We start from the raw sequence: 24,432 nt of genomic DNA, 5'->3' as shown, positions 1-24,432 counted from the left end.
CAATATTCACTTGAAACGCGCTCGTACTTACCTTAGAGAAACTCTACTAAATTCTTGGGATGGAGTTTGGACAATGATGCATAAATAAGAAGAATACACAGACAAGAAAAATCCACAGACGCGAGGACAATAACTAATGACTAATGACTTTTAATTCTTTAATCTTCTGGTTGATTACCATCGTCGTCCATTCGGAAAGGGTTTTCGCCAATTCTTAACTGTTTTTTTGCCTGTTTCAAGCTTTTCCAAAGACCCTTGATCTTTTCATAAGCCTCTTCAGTAGATATTTTACCAGCTGTCTCTAAATTGCAGATATAGCTGACTCTTTGGGCAAATTCTTGCAGATTCGCGTTAAATACCAAATTTTCTGGCTTTACCTGACCGTAATAGCGACCACGAGGATAAAGAAAGTCATCTTTGTTAGGCATATTTTGATCCAATTTTCACCTCCTTATTTTTTGTAATCCCAAACTGAAGAACTGGCAATCTTGATATTTTTCTTAAAACTTGGGAACGATAAAGCAAAAAGGTTAAGAAGTCCTTGTTTCTTAGTATTTAATCCTTACCAAGGTTAATTTTGTCAAAAATTCATTATTTAGTTTTGAGTAGGTTTACGGATTTTCCACAATTATTGTGAAATACTAATTTATTTAACTTTAATTACTAAGTAATTTATGATATTGTTCTAATTTATACATTTAAATTATTAATTTTCTCTTGTGGAAAATAGCGACTACTTCAATAAACACAAATATAGATAATTTATGTTAAATTCCCACTATTATTCTATGCATCTATCTTTAGTCAACAGTTTTGCTTAAGTGTTTTACTGATGACTAATAACGAAAAACAAAAGATAAAATGGTTAAGCCTAAACGCATAGAAGCAAGCCATCGAACTTAAATTTACTTCCTACCATGACTGCCCAAACCAAGTTATACGAAGGCAAAGCCAAAATTATTTATCCCACGGATAACCCGGAAATTTTATTGGCTGTTTTTAAAGATGATGCTACAGCATTCAACGCTCAAAAACGCGGCAGTATTGAAAATAAGGGAAACATAAATAATATCATTTCTAGTAAAATATTTCAACAGCTAGAAACCCGTGGTGTCAAGACCCACTTTATTGACAGTCCTGCTTCAAACCAAATGCGGATCAAGGCAGTAAAAATATTGCCATTGGAAGTAGTTGTCAGGAACATAGCCGCAGGTAGTCTTTGTCAACAAACAGGGTTAGTACTGGGTACTGTACTCAAAATGCCATTAGTGGAGTTTTATTATAAAAACGACGAATTGGGAGATCCATTGTTGACACGCGATCGCCTCCTGCTTCTGGAATTAGCAACTCCGGAACAAGTTGACAGTATAATCCATCTTGCATTGCAAATTAACGAATTTCTCAAAGAGTTTTTCCAGGGGTGTGGCATTACCTTAGTGGACTTCAAACTAGAATTTGGTTTGAATTCACAACAACAGTTGCTATTAGCAGATGAGATTAGTCCCGATACCTGTCGTTTGTGGGACATATCCGCAGGAGATGACCCCAATCGTCGTGTACTAGATAAAGACCGCTTTCGTCGGGACTTAGGGAATGTTGAGAATGCTTACCAGGAGGTTTTAACAAGAGTGCTAGAAGCGGTGGAAAAAAGGTAATGGGGAAGTGTGAGGAGTGGACATTGGGCATTTATGGGAGCATCCCAATTTTTGAAAAAACAAGAGCGACTTCTATTCGCGGCTAGAACAACAAAGCCTGCCTACGTAGGTACAATTAGTCCGCCTGCGCGGACTAAGTTTGTCTAGCCCCAGACTTCCAGTCTGCGGGGATTTTAAACATTTGGGATGCTCTGTTGACCATTGACCAACAAAAATTTTTGACTAAAAGCTAAATCTCTATTTGATGGTGTGGAAGTGAAGAACAATCAGAATAAAATGCGCTTGTCTCCGGTATTGATGACTATGGTGGCGATCGCCACACCTTTAAGCGGTTCGCTTCATGCTAACGCGCAAACCGCGAACAATTCCAAAAAAACAGCAGATTTTTTCGTCCCAACAACAAATCAAGACCAAGAAGTTGTTGCAGGATTCCCAACAAATGATACAAAAGCAGAGGTAACAATCCCAACTTCCATTAATCCAAATATTACAGAGACTGCCGAAGATACAACAGCAGTGGTAAAACCAGAAAAAGAAGAATTTGTCGCCGTTTTTCCTGCGAAAAAGACGACATTAGACTTATCTAGACTAACTAACAATACGTCAAAAAAAATACATAATTCTCAAAAAACACAGCCAACAACACTTAGGACATCGACAGCAAACCAACAAGTGTTAGTTAATACTGTCGGTGCGTCAGCACTAAAGACAACACCCAAAAGCGTAACATCAACAACAACTTTAACAACTTCAAAAACTGCACAGAATCCTCCCACGGCTGTTCCTCAAAACACTCAACCGCCAACTAACCAACAACCACCAACTAACCAACAACCACCAACTAATCAACAATCGCCAACTAATCAACAATCGCCAACTAATCAACAATCGCCAACTAACCAACAACCACCAACTAATCAACAATCGCCAATTAACCAACAACCACCAACTAACCAACAACCGCCAACTAATCAACAACCACCAACTAATCAACAACCACCAACTAATCAACAACCAACAACAGAAGCAGAACCTCGCGTATTAGTATCAGAGGTTGTGGTTAGAACAGAAGGTGGACAACCGCTACCAGCAGAACAAGAAAACCAAGTTTACGGGGTAATTCGTACTCAACCAGGACGAACAACAACGCGATCGCAACTGCAAGAAGATATTAACTCTGTCTTTGCTACTGGTTTTTTCTCAAATGTGCAAGCAGTGCCAGAAGATACACCATTAGGGGTACGAGTCACATTTTTAGTTCAGTTAAATCCCGTATTAAATCAAGTAAAAATTGACGCTAATCCTGGTACAAATGTAGCTTCTGTATTACCTCCAAACACTGTCAATCAAATCTTTAGTAGCCAGTATGGTAGAATCTTGAACCTACGTGAGTTGCAAGACAGTGTTAAAAAGTTACTCAAGGTATATCAAGACAAAGGGTACGTCTTAGCACAAGTAGTTGGCTCTCCGCAAGTATCCCCAGATGGAGTTGTCACGCTAAATGTAGCAGAAGGGGTAGTAGAAAATATTAATGTCCAATACCGCAATAAAGAAGGTCAAGAAACCGATAAAAATGGAAACCCGATCCGGGGGCGGACACAGCCGTATATTATTACACGGGAAATCCAATTAAAGCCCGGACAAGTATTCAACCGCAACATCATCCAAAAAGATTTACAACGTGTATACAGTCTGGGGCTATTTGAAGATGTGAATGTTTCTCTTAACCCCGGTACCAACCCCAGTGAAGTCGATGTACAAGTTAATGTAGTTGAGCGTAACAGTGGTTCCATCGCCGCCGGTGCAGGTATCAGTTCTGCTAGCGGCTTGTTTGGTACTATCAGTTACCAAGAGCAAAACCTCAACGGTAGAAACCAGAAACTGGGAGGCGAATTAGAAATTGGTCAACGGGAATTGCTGTTTGATGTCCGGTTTACAGATCCTTGGATAGCTGGAGATCCATACCGAACTTCCTATACAACAAATCTTTTCCGTAGCCGTTCGATTTCATTAATCTTTGAAGGTGAAGATGACAATGTTGAAACCTTTAAAAACAGTGAATCTACAGATGGAGATGTTCCTCGAATTTTACGTCTAGGTGGCGGTGTTAACTTCACCCGTCCTTTGTCTAAAAATCCCTACGAACGTGCAGAATGGACAGCTTCAGCTGGTGTACGGTATCAACGAGTTTCCACTCGTGATTCTGATGGCGATATCAGAAAGAGAGGAACAGTATACAAAAATGACCAACCAACAGAGATTATTGACCTGACTGAATCTGGAACAGGTCAGGACGACTTGCTGACATTGCAACTAGCAGCAGTCCGGGATAAACGCGATAATGCTCTACAACCAACTAGGGGTTCCTTCTTCCGCTTGGGATTAGACCAGTCCGTACCAATAGGTCTAGGTACGATTTTATCAAGCAAGATCCGAGGTAGCTATAGCTACTATCTGCCTGTAAAATTTGTTAGCTTTGGCAAAGGAGCGCAGACTATTGCTTTCAACGTACAAGGAGGAACAATATTAGGTGATGTACCTCCTTACGAAGCTTTTACTTTGGGTGGAAGTAACTCTGTGCGAGGCTATGACGAAGGTCAATTAGCTAGTAGTAGTAGTTTCTTGCAAGCCACTGTTGAGTATCGCTTTCCTGTGTTCTCTGTAGTTAGCGGCGCCCTATTTTTCGATGCTGCTACTGACTTGGGGACAGAAACAAAAGTAGGAGATTTATTGGATAAAAGCGGTACTGGCTACGGCTATGGTCTTGGTGTGCGGGTACAGTCCCCACTCGGTCCCATCCGCATTGACTATGGCATCAATGACGAAGGAGATAGCCGGATCAATTTTGGTATTGGGGAAAGATTCTAATTTCGTCATTGGTCATTGGTTAATAGTCAAAAACTTGTTAACGTAGGGACTTTTGACTATGGACAAATAACAAATGACTAATGACAGAGGACAAATGACTAATGACTAATAACTATATGCAGCAAACTCTCGCAGCTGAAATTATTCTTACAGGGGTAGGACTGCATAGTGGTGTAAATACTAGGGTGCAGATCATACCAACACAAGCAGATAGCGGACGTTACTTTGTCCGCACAGACTTACCAAACACGCCAATTATTCCAGCTCAAGTACCTGCCGTCAGTCAGACTGTTCTCTCAACTCAGTTAGGCAAAGATGAGAAAAGTGTTCGGACTGTGGAACATTTATTAGCAGCACTGGCGGGTATGGGTGTAGACAATGCTCGCATTGAAATTGACGGGCCAGAAGTACCGCTTTTAGATGGTTCGGCAAAACTATGGGCAGAAAGTATTGCTCAAGTGGGTTTAGTGTCCCAAAGCTCAAATACAGAATCCAATATTGCTGTATCTATCAATGAGCCTATATGGGTTCGTCAGGACGATGCTTTTGTTTGCGCTCTCCCTGCACCAACTACTCGCTTTACCTACGGCATTAATTTTGAATTACCTGCGATTGGTAATCAATGGCACAGCTGGTCACTACTTCCGGAATCAGAAAAATCTGATGCTAACTTTACAACAGAAATAGCCCCAGCCCGTACTTTTGGTTTACTACATCAAATTGAATACCTGCAAAAATCCGGGTTAATTAAGGGTGGAAGCCTAGAAAATGCTCTTGTGTGTGGGCCAGATGGTTGGCTAAATCCACCATTAAGATTTGCAAATGAGCCAGTACGTCATAAAATTTTGGATCTAGTAGGAGATTTGAGTTTATTAGGAATTTTCCCTCATGCTCATTTTTTGGCATATAAAGCCAGCCACAATTTACATGTGCAACTGGCACAGAAAATTTGGGAATTGCGTTAGTGGTTATTGGTTTGTAGATAGTGGTTAGTTAGTGGTATTTTGACAACAAAATACTAACTAATAACTACTAACAAACATAATTTGATCGCCTACTAGACTACACCTAAAAATCAACCACACAATCAATGGCAATTGTCACCGAAGTGAATTCTACCGATAATCCGACATCTGCACCTACCCAGGAGCAGTCTGAGAATTCCACTACAAGCACATCAGAAACAAAAGTGATGTTCACGGCGGAAGAAATTCAAAAACTTCTACCCCATCGTTATCCCTTTGCACTTGTAGATAAGATTATTGACTACACACCAGGGAAACGAGCTATTGGCATTAAAAACGTCACAATTAATGAACCCCATTTTCAAGGACATTTTCCAGGACGTCCGATCATGCCAGGTGTGCTAATTGTAGAAGCAATGGCACAAGTTGGTGGTGTCGTGATGACACAAGTGCCAAAATTAAAAGGCGGACTCTTCCTATTTGCTGGTATAGATAAAGTCCGCTTCCGTCGCCAAGTTGTTCCCGGTGATCAACTAATCATGACTGTGGAACTGTTATGGATCAAACAACGTCGTTTCGGTAAGATGCAGGCTCACGCCGAGGTTGACGGTCAGTTAGTTGCTGAAGGTGAATTAATGTTTTCCCTCGTAAGCTGAAAATTTATTCTATTAGTAGGGGCATCAGCGTAAAGCGCCTCTACAAAATTTTGTATTCGGAATATCAGCAACAACAAAAAACAACTGTTACAGTCTGATTTCCATATATTCACTGCCCTCACACCTGTAAAAACTTGATGCTTTCGGCTACTGAACTCAGACGCTCCGTGGCGCGTTTGGCAAAAAACTTAGCACGCTTACTGTTTTGGAGATGCACCCTTGAAAACGCTTATTCATCCAACTGCTGTAATTCATCCTAACGCGGATCTGCACCCGACAGTGGAAGTCGGTGCCTATGCTGTGATTGGTGGGCATGTGAAAGTAGGCCCTGATACGACAATTGGCGCTCATGTAGTGCTAGACGGACACGTAGAAATCGGAGCGCGAAATCAGATTTTTCCGGGGGCTGCTATTGGCATGGAACCCCAAGATCGAAAGTATGCTGGTGAAGCTAGCTGGGTCAAAATTGGTAACGATAATCGCATTCGCGAATATGTGACAATTAACCGTGCTACTGGTGTAGGAGAAGCTACAACTATTGGTAACGGTAATTTACTAATGGCTTATGTACATGTTGCTCATAACTGTGTAATTGAAGACTTTGTGACTATTTCTAATGCGGTAGCGATCGCAGGTCATGTTCATATTGAATCACGAGCAACAATCAGTGGGGTTCTCGGTATCCATCAATTTGTGCATATTGGTAAGCACGCGATGGTAGGGGGAATGAGTCGTATTGATCGAGATGTACCACCATATATGTTAGTAGAGGGAAATCCGACGCGAGTGCGATCGCTCAACCTGGTGGGACTCAAACGCGCTGGTTTTTCTGCTAGTGAATTACAAATATTGAAAAAAGCCTTCCGCATACTCTACCGTTCAGATTTACTCTTCAAAGACGCTTTGGAAGATGTAGAACTGTTAGGAAATACAGAACAATTACAGCACTTGCGTCGTTTTCTGTTACTTTCGCAAATGCCTGGAAGACGTGGTTTAATTCCTGGAAAAGGCAAAGCAAGCAACAGAGATGATGAGTCTTGATCAGAAGGGATCGGGGATCAGGGATCGGGGATCGGGGACAAGGGAGACAAGAGAGACAAGGGGGACAAGGGAAGGGAGAGAAGAAATACCATTCATTGCCCGTTCCCCGTTCCCATTCCCGATCCTCGTACTCTGTGAGAAGTCGCTTGCGCGTCTACGCGTAGCGTCTCTTTCCCCTTTCCCCTTTCCCCTTTCCCCTAAAAATGCGAATATTTATTAGTACTGGTGAAGTTTCTGGCGATTTGCAGGGGTCGCTATTGGTGACAGCACTGCGACAGCAAGCTTTTGCTGCTGGGTTGGAATTAGAAATTGTGGCGCTTGGTGGTGACAAAATGGCAGCAGCAGGAGCAATTTTGCTGGGTAATACTAGCGAAATTGGTTCTTTTGGTCTGTTGGAATCTCTAACTTTTGTACTACCAACTCTGCAAATTCAGCGTCAAGCGATCGCCTATCTCAAGCAAAATCCGCCTGACTTGGTAGTGTTGATTGACTACATGGGGCCAAATCTAGGTATTGGCAATTATCTGCGCCGCCAAATGCCACAAGTTCCAATTGTATATTATATTGCTCCCCAAGTTTGGGCTTCTTCGGTTAATCTTGGGAATACAAAGCAAATTCTTCATGTGAGTGATCAAATATTAGCTATTTTCCCTGAAGAAGCGCGTTATTTTCAAGACAAAGGTGCGAAAGTTACCTGGGTTGGTCATCCACTCGTAGATAGGATAAAACAATTTCCTAGTCGAGAAACAGCACGCAGTCAATTAAGTATTACCGATGATGCGATCGCTGTGGCACTTTTACCAGCTTCTCGTCATCAGGAACTCAAATATCTTCTACCTGTAATGTTCCAAGCAGCACAGGTAATTCAAGCTAAACTACCGCAAGTTCATTTCTGGATTCCCCTATCTCTGGAAATTTACCGACATAAAATCGAACAAGAGATACAACTATACGGTTTACAAGCAACGATAGTTTCGGATGAACATCAGGAAGTACTAGCTGCTGCTGATTTAGCACTTACTAAATGTGGGACTGTCAATCTAGAACTCGCCTTGTTAAAGGTACCACAGGTAGTTATTTACCGTCTCAGTCCTTTTACTTACTGGGTTGCTCGTAATATCCTCAAAATAAATTTTCCTTTTGCTTCCCCAGTTAATTTAATTGTTATGAAAGCAATTGTCCCAGAGTTTCTTCAAAAAACAGCGACGCCAGAGAATATTATTCAAGCAGCAATGGGATTTTTGCTCAATCAGGAACGCAAACAACAGATACAAGCAGATTATGAAAAAATGCAACAGTGTATTGGAGAATCGGGAGTGTGCGATCGCGCAGCCAAAGAAATTTTGCAAATGCTATAAGTAGTCATTTGTTATTTGTCATTTGTTATTGGTAAGGAACGCAAATTTAATAACATGCAATTCTGATGGAACTTAAAACGGTGCGTTACGCTCCGCTAACACAGCCTAATTTTGCACTTTATTTAATCCTCATTCCTAAGCGTTTCAAGGTTGTTCACGTTGCGTAACTCGCGTTCTGTTTATTCCCATTGACTTATTTTATGAACAATTAAGCGATTTTTTTAGATGAATAAAAAGAAAGCAATGAGAACAAGGCTTAGAGCAATAGCGAACAAAATAGCATATTCGACTCGGCGACTGATGATTCCGACAGCTGCAATTAAAGCGATCGCAAGGCTAAAAATACCAATATATTGTTCTCTTTGTAAATTTTTAGCGATCAATGGGTCTTGTTGCTGATTATTTGGTAATGAGGTTTCTGAAATTGTTTGTGCTAAGTAGTGTGAGTTCATAAGTATTATTTTTGAATTTATTTTATTAAGACAATAAATTATTTATTTCTCAGATATTTGTCATTTATATGTCAAACCTGCATCAAGTTTATTGTTGATGGAGTTATTCTAATATCAACCTTTAGGGAGATTCTGAAAAAACAGAGATTGACGCGCGTGAAACACGAACTCCACCTACAGCTAAAGCGATCAGGATTGTTGCAGAAGATAGGAGCTGAACATATATACAGCAGTTTTCAAGTAAATGAGGTACATCTCTGATTGAGTGAAAAACTTTCTTATAATTTATGACCGAATAGTCTGTACCTCATAAACCTGCAATACGCTGTATTTGACCATACATACAGCGATCACAGGATTCACCGCACGCGATCGCCATTCTCACAATATACTCAACGATAAAGAATAGGTTCGTTTATGGTGAAAAGCGAGATAATATTGCTTTTGTTTTCAAATCACAAATTTTGACAATCGCCTCTACCATTTCCTTTTGATCGCCTTGTAAATTGAGTTTGTCTAGTGCTTGATGAAAATCATCACCAGAACGTAAGTTGTGAGTCAATTGAGTCAATTGAGATGAGTTCAAAACTTTTTGAATCTCTCGATTACGCCGTTGACGTACTGCTTGAAGTTGTTGCCGTACTTGCGGGGTAAGATTCATCTCTAAGGATGATTTCGCTGTTATGGCAATAGTTACAGCATAACTTGTATTAAATTTAACAGAGGAAGCCAAAGCCATTGTCGGTGATAAGACAACAAGCAGAAAAATTATACTGAAGGCACATAGAAACTTGGTAAATTTGAGCGTCATGTTGAAAAATTTTTACTTGTTAGTTTGTGGTTAGTGGTTAATAATTCTCCGATCCCCGATCCCCACTCAACCTGATTTTTTCATTTTATTAATCTGTCTTTGCAATTCTTCAATTTTTCGTTGTAATTTTTCGATTTCTGGGTTTTGGGTAGAATTTTCTGTTGCTTTCACATCTACTGATCCCGATGCAGGCGATCGCACATAATTTCCTTGCTTGATTTGCTGATATTCTGTTGATACTGCCCACTCCTGTAGATAACGCAAGCGTTCTACAGGAAAAGAATGGCTCAACATCTCGCTTTGAGCGCCACTGTAAACCAAAAATTTATAGACTTGATTTAATTCATCTTCGTCAAGTACTTGATAATTTTCTGACTGACGAATTAACTCTTTTAAACTACATTCATTGGCATATTTTATACTGCCACCCGCACTTCTCATCATTGATGTCATCACGGTATTTAAGTCATCTACTAATAATAATGCGGCTCGATCTGCTGATAGCTCTGCTTTGCGTCGCCATTCAAAAAAAGCATAAATTAATGCTGGTGTAACAAAATTACCAATACCAAAAGTAAATCTCCCCAGGGCAGAAGCAGCACTCATCGCCCCCATCGCCATTTGAATTAAAATAGTATGACCACATTTAATATGCCCCAGTTCATGGGCTAGCACCGCCCTAATTTCGGCTTCGTTTAGTAAGTCTAATATCCCTGTATTTATGACTATATAAGGATGTTCTTGCCCTAGTGCATAGCTATCGGCTTGGGGATTTTGTGAAACAAACAGTGCTGGTTCTGGATAAATATCCAAATCCCACACACATTGGCGAAAAATCTGGTAAATAGTGGAGTATTGACGAGGCCCAACTTGGATGGTGTTGCCCATTAGATAAATTAACTGGGGGCGCTCGTAGATAAATTCCATCAGTTTACGGGCGACTAAATCAAATCCCGGTAAACTACGCAATGTTTGTTCAGCTTGCAGATCCAGGGGATGTCTAAAAGCTTCGCTGGAAATTCCTCTATAAGTTGGCATAATTTAGGGCAATTGGTCAGTTAACAGTTATCAGTTCACAGTTATCAGTTATCGATTATTAGTCTGATGACTGGTCACTGATAACTGATAACTGAATAATATAAGTGGGGCTATTGCAAGCAAAAATCACTTTGTATGGAATGAAAAGCGTGTGATTGAGGCAGAAGTTCATTTATCATTACATAACTTCCTGCGATCGCAGGCGGGTTTCCCTTCCTGGCCCCATCATTTAACGATGGCACGGTTGGTTGCACGCGCCCTGCGCTTGGGACGTAGCGCCCTGATTCAAGTGGGTGCGGCTTGCGGCTATCAAGGGCGATATCGCACAAGCTTTGTAGCATCGGCTTTGATGTGGTATGGCCCTGTGATTATCGTTGCTTCTGAAGTTGTGCAGCAACGTCTTGTGAAAGTGGAAATTCCCCGCTTACAGCAGTGGCTGGGAGTCAATAAGTCGATTAAGACAGGTGATATCTGGCCAGGTGGTGAGTTTCAAGGACTATTTTTGATTTCTCCTCAAGCTTGGTTAAAAGCACAACTAACACCCAAAGATAATTTTCCATCTGGCATTCCTACAATTATTGATGGCGTAGACGATTTAGAAACTTGGGTGCGCGATCAACTTACTGTCACCTGGGAAGCGCAAGACTGGGATCAATTGATACTTGCCTGCCCACACGTTGCTGAGGAAATTCGCTCTGTACGAGCAAAACTTACACACGAACTATTTCAGCATCCTGCAAATCCCTACGAATGTTATTTGATTTCTCAAACAGAAACAGAATTTTTGAACTGTCTGTATTCAGCTTTAGATATAGATATAGATACTCTCCCTGATGCTTGGAAAAAATTTTGGCAACAATTCCAGCACTCTTCTACTTCCCTTACTCTCCTCTGGGCTACTATTAGCCGTCGTCAAGGCTTATTTTCTTTACACAGCGCTCCGATTGACATAGCAGGAATACTGACGCCGATTTGGCAACGCCAACCTGTGGTATTAATTGGTAGTTCCTTAGAACCAGAAACCGAGGCTCCTATTTTTCGCCAACACCTTGGCTTAGTAGATCAGGAGTTGACTTGTTTAAAGTTCTCGGATAGCCAAACTGAAGCGATTCAACTTTACATACCGTATCAATTGCCCTTACCAAATACCCCAGAATTTCAAGCAGCATTTATTCATAAAGTGCGGACATTAGTCTGTCTGAGTGCGACATCATCAGGATTGACGGTGGTGTTGGTAGGGGATGTGCCATTAAAGTCTCAAGTGGGAGCAATCTTAGCTTCGGAATTTGGTTCGCGAGTCCAAGTAGAAAAAACTTGTTTGGACGAAAATGGTATTTTAGTTAGTGGTTGGGAATTTTGGCGAGAACATCAAAGAGTTTTACCTGCACCACAATTGCTTGTGATCGCGACTTTACCTTTACCATCTTTAGAACATCCATTGGTAGCGGGAAGAGTTGCTTACTATAAGCGATCGCATCAAGACTGGTTTCGTTTATATTTATTGCCAGCCGCTTTAAACGAATTACAAAGAGCGATCGCCCCAGCAAGAGAAAGTCAAGGTATTGTAGCTTTACTTGATGGTAGAGTTGTCAACCGTAGCTATGGCGCTCAAATCTTAACTGCGCTCAGTCCCTTGGCACGTATTAACTATCTTGATCCCAGCTTATTTTCTCAACCGAGTCAGGACGACTCATAAAAATTGTATTGGTGGTTGGTAGTTCATAGTTAGTGGTTTCTTTCTCCAACCAACAAACAATAATCAACAAAATACACATCTGGTATTTAATATATAAAACAAGAATTTTGTTGAATTTTTTGAATTTTAGTCGTAGGTGAAGCAAATGGGTGAAGCAAAGCGTCGTAAAGAAGCACTGGGAAAAAAATACGGTCAACCCGAACAAGAGCGCATTATGCCTTGGGTTGCGATCACAAAGTCACAAGCAGAACTTTTTGTAAAATGGACTACTCGTGGTGCTTGGATTGGCATTGGCGTTATGGTTGCAGCTTGGGTGACAATTCGTTTCATTGGCCCGGCTTTCGGCTGGTGGCAAGTAGTTTGAAGTGATTAGAGGACAATCCCACAGGCTTTTAGCTGTGGGAGGATGTCAACCTACACCATCTCTGAAGATGTTTGCACTACTGCTTGAGGCTGAGGTTGGAACATAAACAAGGAGTAGACGACATCTCGGCGAATATTGGTCATCATATCCAAGAAGAGTTCGTAACCCTCGGTCTTGTATTCAATCAATGGGTCTTTTTGACCATAACCCCGTAATCCTACGGACTCGCGCAAAGCATCCATTTGTTGCAGGTGTTCCCGCCAGAGGGTATCGATGCGCTGCAAAATAAAGAAGCGTTCGGCTTGACGCATCAATCCGGGTTGAATTTGGTCTATTTGGGCTTCCTTCATGTCGTAGGCAATTCGCACTTGTTCGTGCAAGAAAGCTTTAATTTCACCCATTGACATATCTACTAGTTGAGATGATTGTAAGTCTGCTAGTAAATAAACAAATTCTTTGACTTTCTCGACTAATTTGTCTAGTTCCCACTCTTCTGAGGGTAGGTCTGGATTGATGTAGTAGTTAACGATGTCATCCATCGTTCTTTCGGCGTACTCAATAACTTGTTCTTTGAGGTCTTGTCCTTCTAAAACTCGGCGGCGTTCTGCGTAAATCGCACGACGTTGGTTGTTCATCACCTCGTCGTATTCAAATACCTGTTTACGGATATCGTAGTAGTAGGTTTCGACTTTTTTCTGGGCGCCTTCTAAGCTGCGGGTCAGCATTCCAGATTCGATTGGCATATCTTCTTCAACGCGGAAGGCTTCCATTAATTTAGCGACGCGATCGCCACCAAAAATCCGCATCAAGTTATCTTCTAAACTGAGGAAAAATCTCGTGGAACCAGGGTCGCCTTGGCGTCCCGCACGTCCCCGTAATTGGTTATCAATCCGTCGTGATTCGTGGCGTTCTGTACCAATTACGTGTAAGCCTCCCAAGTCTACTACTTCTTGGTGTTCGCGACTGGTGAACACTTCATACTCTTGTTTGATCAGTTTGTAGGCTTCCCGAAATTTTTGAATTACAGGGTCGTCAGTGGGGGCTTTTTCGGCGGCTACAGCGATTTTTTCCTCTGCTTCCAATTCTGGTAAACTGCGATCGCCGTAGGCTTGGACTGCCATTTCTACTGCTTGTTTGAGCAGCTGTTCTGTTTCTTTAGAAAGTTGAGTTGGAAAAACTTGGGGCGAAGCTTTCCAAGTTTTAACTTTTTTCCCAGGGACAAAGCCTTGTCCAGCACCACTGGAACTGGGAGGTAAACCAGCTGCTCTGTGGACGCTAAACATATCTTCATCTTCTGGCTTAACGATTCGGGGCATAAAGTATTCCCGCATCTTCAAACGAGCCATATATTCGGAGTTACCACCCAAGATAATATCCGTACCTCTACCTGCCATATTGGTGGCAATCGTCACAGCACCTTTACGTCCCGCTTGAGCGACGATCTCCGCTTCCCGCTCTACGTTTTCCGGTCGGGCGTTGAGCAATTCATAGGGAATCTCCATTTGCTTCAACAGCTGGCTGAGATACTCAGATTTTTCAACACTTGTGGTTCCGACTAAGACAGGTCTACCAAGTTGGTGCATTTCGGCACATTCTTTGGCGATCGCTCGCCACTTACCTGCTTCATTCTTAAACACCATATCGGACAAGTCTTCTCGTCTTCTGATCCGATTAGTAGGAATGACAGCTACTTCTAATTTGTAAATTTTTTCAAATTCGACTTCTTCTGTTTTTGCCGTTCCTGTCATTCCACCTAGTTTCGGATACAGCAAAAACAGGTTTTGATAAGTAATTGTTGCTAGAGTCTGAGTTTCTGGTTGAATGTCTACATGTTCTTTGGCTTCAATTGCTTGGTGTAGTCCATCGCTCCAACGTCGTCCCGGTAGCACCCGCCCGGTAAATTCATCGACAATTACTACTTCGTCATTACGGACAATGTAATTAACGTCTTTGAGGAACAGTTCTTTGGCTTTAATGGCATTAAAAACAAAGTGCGCCCAAGGATCTTCTGGATCAAATAAATCTTTTACTTGCAAAAGTTCTTCTGCTTCAGCAAAACCCTCATCTGTTAACAGCACGTTTCGGGCTTTTTCATCTACTTCATAATGCTCATCTTTTTGCAAAGAGGCGGCGATTCGGGCTGCTTCTGTGTATTTTTCTGTGGGTCGTTCGACTTGCCCAGAGATAATTAATGGTGTCCGTGCTTCGTCAACTAAGATTGAATCTACCTCGTCAATCACACAGTAGTTAAAGGGGCGTTGCACTACATCTGTGATTGATGTTGCCATATTATCTCGTAGGTAATCAAAACCTACTTCACTATTGGTAACGTAAGTAATATCACAGTCATAGTTTTTCTTACGTTCTTGGGGCGTCATGCTGGCTTGAATTAGGCCTACACTCAAACCCATGAAGCGATGCACCTGTCCCATCCATTCCGCGTCCCGACGAGCCAGGTAATCGTTAACAGTAACTACGTGTACACCTTTACCTGTCAGAGCATTTAAATAACTCGGTAAAGTTGCAACTAGGGTTTTACCTTCACCAGTTTTCATTTCGGCAATTTGCCCTGAGTGCAAAATTACACCACCCAACAACTGGACATCAAAGTGCCGCAACCCCAAGACTCGTCGTCCGGCTTCCCTGATTACAGCAAAAGCTTCGCCCAGAATGTCGTCGAGAGTTTCGCCTTTAGCCAGACGCTGCTTAAACTCTACTGTTTTACCCTTGAGTTCATCATCAGAAAGAACTTTGATATCTTCCTCTAAGAGGTTAATTTCAGTAATGTAAGGTTGATATTTTTTAAGCTTACGAGCGTTGGGGTCGCCCAACAAAGTTTTTAGCATGGCAGATTATTTAACAAAATCAACGGGGACGGGAATTTTAGGTTTGGATATGATTATAAGCATTTGACCCAACTGAGTTTTATCAGTTATCAGTTATCAGTTATCAGTTTTGTCCTTTGGGTTAAAGTCCCCACCTATTGGTGGTAATTAGTCGTTAGTTGCGGGTAACATACCTCTACCATACGCTTGATAACTGTTCACTGTTCACTGAATTTCATGCTCTATAAATGGGTTGGCAATGGAAATTTCCAGCAAAAACAGCAACAAGACAAACCAATCTAGTTACTAAATGATGGCTTTAAATTAGGAGTTTATATTTGAAACTTTATTAATAGTATCATTTCGCTTCCAGATGAAGCAGTGAAGCCCGACCATGCTCAAGTAGCGATCGCCCATCCCCAAGATGGGGAATTAGGCAATTACTGTGTGTTTTCCCACTCTGGTGTCAGACGGCGGAAATTATACTCATTGGCACTCGGATGACAGGAGACACAGCTATTTATCTCCACAGAACGTGGAAGTTGGACTTGGGGATGCAAAGCTTTGAAAAAACGAGAGTTGTTGACGCGATAGGGTATTTGTTCGTCTTCTCGGATAGAACGAGAAAAAGTGGAAAGATATCTCCAAACCAAAATGCGTGGTGGATCAACAAGAGGCTGAACTTGAGCGCCGTAATGTTGCGAATCTTGCAGAATATTTTTCCAAGTTTGGGTAGGTAAAACTTGTGGTGGTAGAGCAAGATGACAGCTAGAGCAGTTTTCTAAGTAAAGTTCTTGACCGAGTTGGTACTGAGCAGGTACTACATCTACAGTTCCTATTTCAGAAGTAGGAGTTGCGCCTTGAGCATTAGTTGCGAATGAGATCAGCCAACCCATAGCCAAACTCCAAGTTATGACTACCAACAATAAACCTAAAGATTTTCTTTTGAATTGGCGACGTTTGCGATATTTAGTAAAATTAGTCATTCCTCACACTCTTACTGATTTGATATTGGAGACCAGAGAAGTTATCTACACTACTTTAACTATTTTGAATAACTACTACTCAGTACTTCGTCGTGAACAGCAAATCATAACCCATGAAAAATTAGTCCGCAAATCTATGTCTTATTTCCAAGTGATCACATTCTGACTTATGAATAACTGCTAATTTACTTTTTCCAACACAGATGACTGATTTTTTAGCAATTTGATATCTTGATTTATAGAGAACACACCAGCAGTATAAAAGATAGCAAACAGTGAAATCAGTGTCATTAAAAAGAATACAATTGCATCAGTTTGATTACGTGTTTGTTCTCCTTCAAATAAATCTACATTAGTTGGTAATATAAGCGTTTTAGTCTGGCATACGTTGTGTTTCTGTAATTCTATAACCCACATTCCGCACTTCAATATGTAGTATTTTATGCTACACTAGAACTCTCTGGTGCGAGTAAATAAAAATACTCATAAGCTTTAATTAAGTCAGTATTAGGAATTAGCCGAGCAGTAACAAACTATACAGTGATTACATAGACTATGAATACTTAGTTTCAAGCTTTTTAGAAAACTCAATATACATTGTTTTATCGTTTATCGTGCCAAATTACTTAGATACCAAAAGTGAGACAATCAAAAAAACTCAAAAATATTTTAGAGAGAAAAAATGTCTCCAACATCAAAAGCAGAAATTAAAAATATCGATCATCTACTCAAACTAATTGAACATTTAAAATGGATAAGTCGGGTACCAATGACAATTAAGAAAGCACAAGAATTAGTTCAGTCTGTAGAGATAGAAGAGATAAGTAAAGAAGAAAAAAAAGAAGAAAAAGAAAAAAGAGCAACTCAAAATTTAGACGGATACACATGGAAAGAAGAAATAGTCAATTATGGTGGAATTAAGCAAGTTTGGCTAATAGTAGAAAGTCAAAAAAGAAAAGATAGTGATTTAGACAAGCTAGATAAAAAGCTAAAACAAGAAAAAGATAAAGTTGAAAAACTACTTAAAGAATTAAAAAAAGAAAATTTTGAAACTCCGGAGCAAGCTCGATATAAGCTAAAAGTCATCAACAAAAAATTGAAACTGTTTGAAATTAAAGAAGTTAAACTTATTGAAAGTAAATCTAAAGACAATAAGATTATTTGTAAAATGGAAGGAATGGTTTATGAAAAACCAGAAGAGATAGAAATACGAAGAAAAGAAGCTGGAAGATTTATTTTAGCAACTAATTTAGTTCATGAAAATAAGTTAGAGCCATCAGAAATTCTGAAAAATTATAAAAATCAACAGTCTTGTGAGAGAGGATTTAGATTTTAGGACTTACGCATTGACAGAAAAGCCAAAATAACAGGTATCGTTTTCAAGACTTATAGCTGGGTTTTTCAATCATATTTTGGCGATCGCTCTTCTATCAAAAGCGACCTCTAAAAGCCTGAAACAACGTATTTACGTTAATATACAAGATGGTTATTTTGTAAAGTGCGTAACTCCTAATTTTTAAAAGACCCTTTATTTTTTGCCGATAGTTTATTTGTAGAAAACCCAGAAAGAATCGAAACAATGTTATTTTTAATGTCTTTGTGCTTGTTAGTTTATAATCTTGGTCAAAGGGAACGAAGAAGTAGCTTAAAACGAATCAAAATCGGAATCAAAAATCAACTAGGAAAGTTAACGATTAGTCCGACATTAAGATGGGTATTTCAATGTTTTCAAGGAATTCATCTTTTAACTTTAAATGGGGTTAGTCAAATTATTAATTTAACGTCAGAACGCCATTTTATTTTGAATTGTCTGCCATCATCTTGTCAAAAATATTATCTACTTTCTTAATCTCAAGAACATCTGGATAGTGAATAATAATTTATCAATATCCGAAGGGATAGTAATTATTCCTCAACTTGAAGTGCGGAATGTGGGTTAATAATTTTCGATTACGCAGTCTATTCAACTGGCATTTTACTATTAATTATCCATAAAATTAGCGGAAGAACCAAATATATCTGCATATCATCATACCATTTCAATCCCTAATAGGGATTAATGTTAGTTGCAACGGGTAAATACTAAATCTTCGCTTTCGTTTCCTGTGTTTCAATCCCTAATAGGGATTAATGTTAGTTGCAACACTCACGCTCATGATGGGGTTGCACTGGCTGCAAGTGTTTCAATCCCTAATAGGGATTAATGTTAGTTGCAACATTAGGTTCAAGTTCCTTTGTTTCAATATTGAGTTTCAATCCCTAATAGGGATTAATGTTAGTTGCAACGGTACTGTAGCTTCTGCCGCTGTTGGATTAGTTTTGTTTCAATCCCTAATAGGGATTAATGTTAGTTGCAACCTGTGCTTTCTGTTGATGAAGCGCAAATAGTGAGAGGTTTCAATCCCTAATAGGGATTAATGTTAGTTGCAACAAGGCGTTGGGCGTGCGATCGCGCCTGCCCGACATATCGGGTTTCAATCCCTAATAGGGATTAATGTTAGTTGCAACCTAAAAGCGTTCATCAAGTCTGAGCGTAAGTTAAGTTTCAATCCCTAATAGGGATTAATGTTAGTTGCAACTTTTATCTAGGGCTTTGAGAATCTCCTGTTGAAACTGTTTCAATCCCTAATAGGGATTAATGTTAGTTGCAACGCATTGAGCATCCTTTTTGGGTTGCGCCTTTTATGTTTCAATCCCTAATAGGGATTAATGTTAGTTGCAACGGGTGTTATGGCTGGTACATGGTCAAATTCTCAGTTTCAATCCCTAATAGGGATTAATGTTAGTTGCAACTTAGTAATTTATAGGCTTCGTCAGCATCGCGAATGTTTCAATCCCTAATAGGGATTAATGTTAGTTGCAACTTGATACTCTTTTTCTAGCGCAGTAATCATCAGTTTCAATCCCTAATAGGGATTAATGTTAGTTGCAACATAGATACGCCGAGGCTTATGCCAAGTATCTGTATGTTTCAATCCCTAATAGGGATTAATGTTAGTTGCAACTTGATAATTCTGATATTGAATCGGTTGAAATCGAAGGTTTCAATCCCTAATAGGGATTAATGTTAGTTGCAACCGATAATTATAAATTTATCGGCAAGATTACCTGTAGGTTTCAATCCCTAATAGGGATTAATGTTAGTTGCAACCAATTTTCGGTATTTCCCCGGCTTTTTGGATCGGTCGTTTCAATCCCTAATAGGGATTAATGTTAGTTGCAACTTTTTGTGGACGAATTAAAGGCGGCTCATGTAGCATCCAACGTTTCAATCCCTAATAGGGATTAATGTTAGTTGCAACAAAAGGATTAGAAATTTTGGCTAACCATGTATTGTTTCAATCCCTAATAGGGATTAATGTTAGTTGCAACGGCTCGATTTAGAAGCCTTGCTGTATTTGGTTTTCAAGGTTCAGTGGTGCAGACCTAGAGTAAATATAGCGTTTGAGCGATCGCACTGTCAAGAGCAAATGAGTAGAAAATAGCTCAAACCTAGTCAGGGTAAGATTTACAGAAAAGGTGCAGACCTCATTTACTATCAAATTAGCTTCTAACATAGACAGAATAAGAATTTCAGCCCCAAAAATTGACTGCTTTTTTTCTACACCTACTGGTCTGCACCGTCATCAAGCAAAAAACACTGTAGTATCCATTGGCATTTCGCCGCCAATGCGCTCAACCTTACCTTGACAGCAAGCACAAAGAAAATAGAAGCGGATGCTGTCTTCATCAGGTTTAATGAGTTTTGCCAACCGCGCCCTCAGTTTAGCATATTGGGTTTCCGTCAGATTGCACTCAAACACAGAATATTGCATCCACTGTCCATAAGATTTGAGAACTTTGTGGATTTTGGTACGACGCTTATCTTCCGGAATATCGTAACTGACGACAATAAACATAGACAAAGGACAAGGGAGACACAGGGGACAAGGAAGACAAGGGAGATGGGGAAGATCACTAATGACAAATGACCAACCCAATAAATTACTTCATGATCAATGGTGGATATTTGTCAATTTCGCCCATGAGGTATTTTCCCAGTAATCTTGCTTGTAGTTCAAAAGATTCTTGATAGGTGTATTGCTTTTGCATGACGGGATGTTTAAACTTTGTTTGCTTCTTTTCTTGATAAAGTCGCAAAAATTTATGTAACCCTTCTTTCGTCAGAGAAACAGCATTACTGACTGGTTCGATGATAAAATCTGTGGGTGAAAGAATGCGGCGATTAATAGCAGTTAAAACTACTGGATCGACAATTAGAGGACGAAATTCTTCCATTAAATCTAGTGCTAATGATGGTCTTCCATAACGCTCTGTATGTAGATATCCTAAATATGGATCGAAGCCAACAATATTAATTGCACCTTGCACGTCATGACGTAATAAAGAATAACCTAAACTCAACAAAGAGTTGACTGGATCAGTGGGGGGACGACGATTGCGAGTGTGGAATTGAAAATTTTCAACGCGAATCAGTTGATTAAAACAACCAAAATACGCCGCACTCCCAGCACCTTCCAAACCCCGAATAGAATTAATAGATGTGGCTTGATCGAGATTGGCGATCGCAGTTGCTAATTGATTTAGTCCTGTATTCAAATCTATATTAGAGTAACTGCGTTGTGCTTTGAGGAGAGAATAACGATAGTTTTTTAACTTTCCTCTGACAAAACCTTTGCTAGCATGAATAGCTTGTATTGATTCTCCCACAGCTTTCCATTGAGCAGAACGTAAGAAAATATTCTTACTCATTTCTGGTTCTAAACGGGCTATATATTTACCGTTATTTGTCAAGAAAGTCAGAGGAATTTTGTGATTAACTAATTCAGCAACAGTCGCAGGAGAAATACTTGCTCTCCCCATGACTACCAAACCATCAATTTTGATTAAAGGCACATCTAAAATTGTTTTTTTCTCATATTTAACATTAAGTCTTTCATCAAGTTTACCAATAAAGGCATCTTCTTGTGTGATATATACTGTACCCATGCTTGACTCCGAAATTAATTAGATGAATTAATAAATTAGTTTATTTTTATCCCTTTAATTCCCTATTCTTCTTCCTCATACCGTCTAACTTTTTCTACGACTTGCGGTAAACATTGTTGATAAAAACTGCATTTTTGGCAACGTTTACTATAGGTTGCTATGGGCATAAAGCCAGTTGATATGAGATTTTGTACGGATTTAATTGTGGCGATCGCACTTTGTTTTAATTCTTCTGAAATCTCTACCAATTGACGTTGATGAGAGTGAGCATAATAAATATATCCAGTTGTGACTGGTTTTCCTGTCATCTCTTCTAAACACAAAGCTTGGGCGCATACTTGCAACTCATCGTTATCCCATTCACCTTTACGTCCTCGCTTATATTCCACGGGATACCATTCACTGTTTTCTAATTCAATCAAATCTGATTTGCCAATTAATTGATATTTGTCAGACTTCAAATAAATTGCTCGCACTTGCCAAGTTTCTTCCCGATTTCCCTCTCCTAAAGTATGTACACGCTCATGTAAAGTTGTACCTTCAATTGTGTATTGATTATCTACAAATTCTTCGGCACAAAACATCCGCCAACAACGATGCGGACAATAAGCATATTGATTTAATGCCGCAATTGGAATATATTCTGTATTATTCATAGTGGTAAAAACAAAAGTCAAAAATTAGTCAATTGCACAACCAACTAACAACTAAATTCTGCGTGTCATACCCATACCCATGGTTGTTTTTCGTCCAACGCCAGCATATAAAGCAAAATCAGCTAAAGTATTAATTTGCTTAATTGTGATAGGTTCAGCTTCTCCCAAAATTCGATAATTAACTTCACCAATAATGCCAATAAACTTACTACGAGAATCAGCTAATATTTCAGTATGAATATTAACGAAACTGGGAAAAATCGCATCAAGAGAAATATTTGCAAACTCAATTCCACTATATTTATTCCAGCGTGCGAGTAGAGAATTAAACACACATTCTCTACTAGGTAAAGTTGTATCATACTTACCTTGACGGAAGGCTGTAGGTGTGATGAAGGTAAGGGAAATTGTGCGATCGCTCTCGGATGCTTGCTCGTATAATTGTTTGTAAGTACAAGCATTAGCCCAAGGTTGAGTTGATTGGGGCGTACCAAGAATATTAGTGATGTACAAATCCCCAGAACCTAAGTGCCAAGCATGTTCAGGATTAATATTTAGCCACAGTGGGGTAAGTTGACTAAATAGAGTGTCATCTAACAGAGAGATACGCCACCAACACGGAGTACCTGGAGCAATTGGTTTATTTTGTTCCCATTGCAAAATGTAATTTTTGTGGCTAAAATGTCCTCGCTTGCCACTACCATTACCTGTATAACTTGTTTGCACTTGTAAAGGAGAAAGAGTAAAAGCTTTATCGGCGGTGGAGTCGTGGAGTAAATCACCCAATCTTTTATCTACCGAACTCACAAGATTTAAAAATAGCGCGTGGTAATGTCTGCCAGTAAGATAATTAGGGTAAATCGGAGATTGGGGAATCAGATTGAGAACAAGACTGTGTGGCATGAGATGCTTGGAAATTAGGAAAAAATCATCCAAGGAGAAATATAGATGATTATTGACGATTATGATGCAGCAGTTGCCCTAACAGAAAAATTGCAAGAAAGTTTACCAATTAAAGCACGTGCGGGAAAGGAGTTTCTCAAAACTTTAAAAGAACGAGGAGAGGTAGCAAATCCCAACAAAGAATTTGTGATTGAACATGTGAAATATTCTGGAGATATGGGTGGAATTATGTGTGTTTTAGCATCCAATCCAGAAGAAGAAGAACGTTATGTTGTCTCCATTACTCATCTCAACATTGATCCGAGTTATCCCCTCGCCACTGAAGTGCAGAAATACCAACGCCAGCGCACCCGCAAATTGATGTTGGAACATCAAGGAGGTTTTAGTGCAGAGTTGCTGGCGCAAGCATCAGCAAAGAAAAGAAAACGTACTTCCGGTTTTGGGAAGTGATTAATTTCTAAAACGATATGCCATTTGCACAGGAATTTTGACTTCTTTGATATCCTCAAAATAGTAGTATTGTCCCTGCATTTGCACATTTTGAATCAGACTAACTGGAGGCATATTTACCACATCATAGCTAATTACTTGATTAGTAAACATGATATCCAAAGGATTTAAAGGATGAGTGCAAGTGAACATACCTTCAGTAACTTTAGTTTTTAGTAATGGTTGAATTGTAACTTCAGCTTTACTCATCCATTTACCCAGGCGAATCCATTTTGGTAACAAATCTTTGATGTCTTTTTGAGAAATCACAAAAAACTCAAATTGACTTTCGGGTGCAATTTCTTTGGCTCTACCAAAACTAGGAATGTTTTTTTGGGTTTTTTCCATTTCAACATGATAGTTATTATTCGCATATTTCCAAGTGTTGAGAATGGCAGTATGATTGAGCGATCGCGCTGGGGTAATGTAGATTTCCTGTTGATTTAGCGGCGTTAAATGTTCCTCATATTTAGGAACTTGTTCCGGGCAAAAATAACGATAGGAATCTTTTTCAGGGACAGTTGTGGAATATTTTTCGCTATCAACTAATCCGAGTGCGTAACAGAGGGCGTAATTGTGAATTACTGGCTCTGTTTCATAAAGTCTGCCGATTTCGCGAGTGGCATGATATAAACTATCATGTAATTCAATTTGGCAACGGTAAATACTAGCCATTGTTT

General features: G+C 39.8%; 21 protein-coding genes, 2 pseudogenes and 1 CRISPR repeat array. Of the genes and pseudogenes, 11 read left to right on the top strand and 12 right to left on the bottom strand.

The features are described from left to right. Positions 1–158: 158 nt before the first annotated feature. Entirely contained in the window at positions 159–428 is a 270-nt protein-coding gene (locus tag AC5JMK_RS22215) for a DUF7219 family protein (protein WP_096675538.1), read from the bottom strand. Between the two features lie 489 nt (positions 429–917). Here AC5JMK_RS22215 and purC point away from each other — a divergent pair, with 489 nt between their 5' ends. The 6 genes from purC to lpxB all read left to right on the top strand — a co-directional run bounded on the left by purC (position 918) and on the right by lpxB (position 8,543). Further along, the gene (purC, locus tag AC5JMK_RS22210; protein WP_096675539.1) at positions 918–1,655 is read left to right on the top strand and encodes a phosphoribosylaminoimidazolesuccinocarboxamide synthase; all 738 of its coding nucleotides are present in this window, start codon (positions 918–920) and stop codon (positions 1,653–1,655) included. Positions 1,656–1,931: 276 nt separating this feature from the next. Next, positions 1,932–4,523 (top strand): BamA/TamA family outer membrane protein, encoded by a 2,592-nt coding sequence (locus tag AC5JMK_RS22205; RefSeq protein WP_495911052.1) that lies wholly within the window; start codon positions 1,932–1,934, stop codon positions 4,521–4,523. Between the two features lie 116 nt (positions 4,524–4,639). Then, positions 4,640–5,488 carry a UDP-3-O-acyl-N-acetylglucosamine deacetylase gene (lpxC, locus tag AC5JMK_RS22200; protein ID WP_096675541.1) on the top strand — a complete coding sequence of 283 codons (849 nt, stop codon included), beginning with the start codon at positions 4,640–4,642 and terminating at the stop codon, positions 5,486–5,488. 125 nt (positions 5,489–5,613) lie between these two features. Then, on the top strand, positions 5,614–6,144 hold the full coding sequence (gene fabZ / locus AC5JMK_RS22195) for a 3-hydroxyacyl-ACP dehydratase FabZ (RefSeq protein ID WP_096675542.1): 531 nt from the start codon (positions 5,614–5,616) through the stop codon (positions 6,142–6,144). Between the two features lie 219 nt (positions 6,145–6,363). Then, positions 6,364–7,185, top strand: a complete 822-nt coding sequence (gene lpxA, locus AC5JMK_RS22190) for an acyl-ACP--UDP-N-acetylglucosamine O-acyltransferase (protein WP_096675543.1) — start codon at positions 6,364–6,366, stop codon at positions 7,183–7,185. 203 nt (positions 7,186–7,388) lie between these two features. Continuing rightward, entirely contained in the window at positions 7,389–8,543 is a 1,155-nt protein-coding gene (lpxB, locus tag AC5JMK_RS22185) for a lipid-A-disaccharide synthase (protein ID WP_096675545.1), read from the top strand. A 221-nt stretch (positions 8,544–8,764) separates the two neighbouring features. Here lpxB and AC5JMK_RS22180 read toward each other — a convergent pair whose 3' ends face one another. The 3 genes from AC5JMK_RS22180 to AC5JMK_RS22170 all read right to left on the bottom strand — a co-directional run bounded on the left by AC5JMK_RS22180 (position 8,765) and on the right by AC5JMK_RS22170 (position 10,844). Continuing rightward, complete coding sequence (locus AC5JMK_RS22180; protein WP_096675546.1) at positions 8,765–8,995, bottom strand: hypothetical protein; 231 nt, start codon at positions 8,993–8,995, stop codon at positions 8,765–8,767. 415 nt (positions 8,996–9,410) lie between these two features. Beyond that, the gene (locus AC5JMK_RS22175; RefSeq protein WP_495911043.1) at positions 9,411–9,806 is read right to left on the bottom strand and encodes a hypothetical protein; all 396 of its coding nucleotides are present in this window, start codon (positions 9,804–9,806) and stop codon (positions 9,411–9,413) included. 66 nt (positions 9,807–9,872) lie between these two features. Beyond that, positions 9,873–10,844, bottom strand: a complete 972-nt coding sequence (locus AC5JMK_RS22170) for a M48 family metallopeptidase (RefSeq protein WP_495911042.1) — start codon at positions 10,842–10,844, stop codon at positions 9,873–9,875. A gap of 151 nt (positions 10,845–10,995) precedes the next feature. On the opposite strand from AC5JMK_RS22170, the gene AC5JMK_RS22165 reads away from it, so the two are divergent. Both AC5JMK_RS22165 and AC5JMK_RS22160 read left to right on the top strand, forming a co-directional pair. After that, positions 10,996–12,540 (top strand): helicase C-terminal domain-containing protein, encoded by a 1,545-nt coding sequence (locus AC5JMK_RS22165; RefSeq protein WP_495911041.1) that lies wholly within the window; start codon positions 10,996–10,998, stop codon positions 12,538–12,540. 145 nt (positions 12,541–12,685) lie between these two features. Continuing rightward, positions 12,686–12,904: a DUF2839 domain-containing protein gene (locus AC5JMK_RS22160; RefSeq protein WP_096675550.1), complete on the top strand. Its 219-nt coding sequence runs from the start codon at positions 12,686–12,688 to the stop codon at positions 12,902–12,904. A gap of 50 nt (positions 12,905–12,954) precedes the next feature. Here the strand turns inward: AC5JMK_RS22160 and secA are convergent, their stop codons facing one another. From secA to AC5JMK_RS22145, 3 genes are all read right to left on the bottom strand, one after another. Continuing rightward, positions 12,955–15,750, bottom strand: coding sequence for a preprotein translocase subunit SecA (gene secA, locus AC5JMK_RS22155; protein ID WP_096675551.1), 2,796 nt, complete (start codon positions 15,748–15,750; stop codon positions 12,955–12,957). A gap of 419 nt (positions 15,751–16,169) precedes the next feature. Continuing rightward, complete coding sequence (locus tag AC5JMK_RS22150) at positions 16,170–16,715, bottom strand: cytochrome C (RefSeq protein ID WP_495911040.1); 546 nt, start codon at positions 16,713–16,715, stop codon at positions 16,170–16,172. A 180-nt stretch (positions 16,716–16,895) separates the two neighbouring features. Next, complete coding sequence (locus AC5JMK_RS22145; RefSeq protein ID WP_495911039.1) at positions 16,896–17,132, bottom strand: hypothetical protein; 237 nt, start codon at positions 17,130–17,132, stop codon at positions 16,896–16,898. Between the two features lie 289 nt (positions 17,133–17,421). On the opposite strand from AC5JMK_RS22145, the pseudogene AC5JMK_RS22140 reads away from it, so the two are divergent. Both AC5JMK_RS22140 and AC5JMK_RS22135 read left to right on the top strand, forming a co-directional pair. After that, positions 17,422–18,048, top strand: a pseudogene (locus AC5JMK_RS22140) (IS1634 family transposase); the annotation flags it as partial. A gap of 180 nt (positions 18,049–18,228) precedes the next feature. Next, a pseudogene (locus tag AC5JMK_RS22135) lies at positions 18,229–18,564 on the top strand (IS1634 family transposase); the annotation flags it as partial. Between the two features lie 187 nt (positions 18,565–18,751). After that, positions 18,752–20,087: a CRISPR direct-repeat array (repeat unit 37 nt; unit sequence GTTTCAATCCCTAATAGGGATTAATGTTAGTTGCAAC). A gap of 254 nt (positions 20,088–20,341) precedes the next feature. On the opposite strand, the gene cas2 reads toward AC5JMK_RS22135, so the two are convergent. From cas2 to cas6, 4 genes are all read right to left on the bottom strand, one after another. Continuing rightward, a complete protein-coding gene (cas2, locus tag AC5JMK_RS22130; RefSeq protein ID WP_096675554.1) occupies positions 20,342–20,614 on the bottom strand; it encodes a CRISPR-associated endonuclease Cas2 in 273 nt (90 codons plus the stop codon). An 85-nt stretch (positions 20,615–20,699) separates the two neighbouring features. Further along, positions 20,700–21,704 (bottom strand): type I-D CRISPR-associated endonuclease Cas1d, encoded by a 1,005-nt coding sequence (gene cas1d / locus AC5JMK_RS22125; RefSeq protein ID WP_495911038.1) that lies wholly within the window; start codon positions 21,702–21,704, stop codon positions 20,700–20,702. A gap of 62 nt (positions 21,705–21,766) precedes the next feature. Beyond that, complete coding sequence (gene cas4 / locus AC5JMK_RS22120; protein ID WP_096675556.1) at positions 21,767–22,360, bottom strand: CRISPR-associated protein Cas4; 594 nt, start codon at positions 22,358–22,360, stop codon at positions 21,767–21,769. A gap of 51 nt (positions 22,361–22,411) precedes the next feature. Beyond that, entirely contained in the window at positions 22,412–23,263 is an 852-nt protein-coding gene (gene cas6 / locus AC5JMK_RS22115) for a CRISPR-associated endoribonuclease Cas6 (protein ID WP_495911037.1), read from the bottom strand. Between the two features lie 45 nt (positions 23,264–23,308). On the opposite strand from cas6, the gene AC5JMK_RS22110 reads away from it, so the two are divergent. Continuing rightward, positions 23,309–23,713: a hypothetical protein gene (locus AC5JMK_RS22110; RefSeq protein ID WP_096675558.1), complete on the top strand. Its 405-nt coding sequence runs from the start codon at positions 23,309–23,311 to the stop codon at positions 23,711–23,713. On the opposite strand, the gene cas5d is transcribed toward AC5JMK_RS22110, so the two are convergent. Then, complete coding sequence (gene cas5d, locus AC5JMK_RS22105; protein WP_495911036.1) at positions 23,714–24,427, bottom strand: type I-D CRISPR-associated protein Cas5/Csc1; 714 nt, start codon at positions 24,425–24,427, stop codon at positions 23,714–23,716. Between the last annotated feature and the right edge of the window lie 5 nt (positions 24,428–24,432).

The sequence above is a fragment of the Pelatocladus sp. genome, from assembly GCF_059505505.1.
The sequence above is the reverse complement of the archived record's forward strand: the minus strand, read 5'-3'. Positions and strand labels throughout refer to the sequence as shown.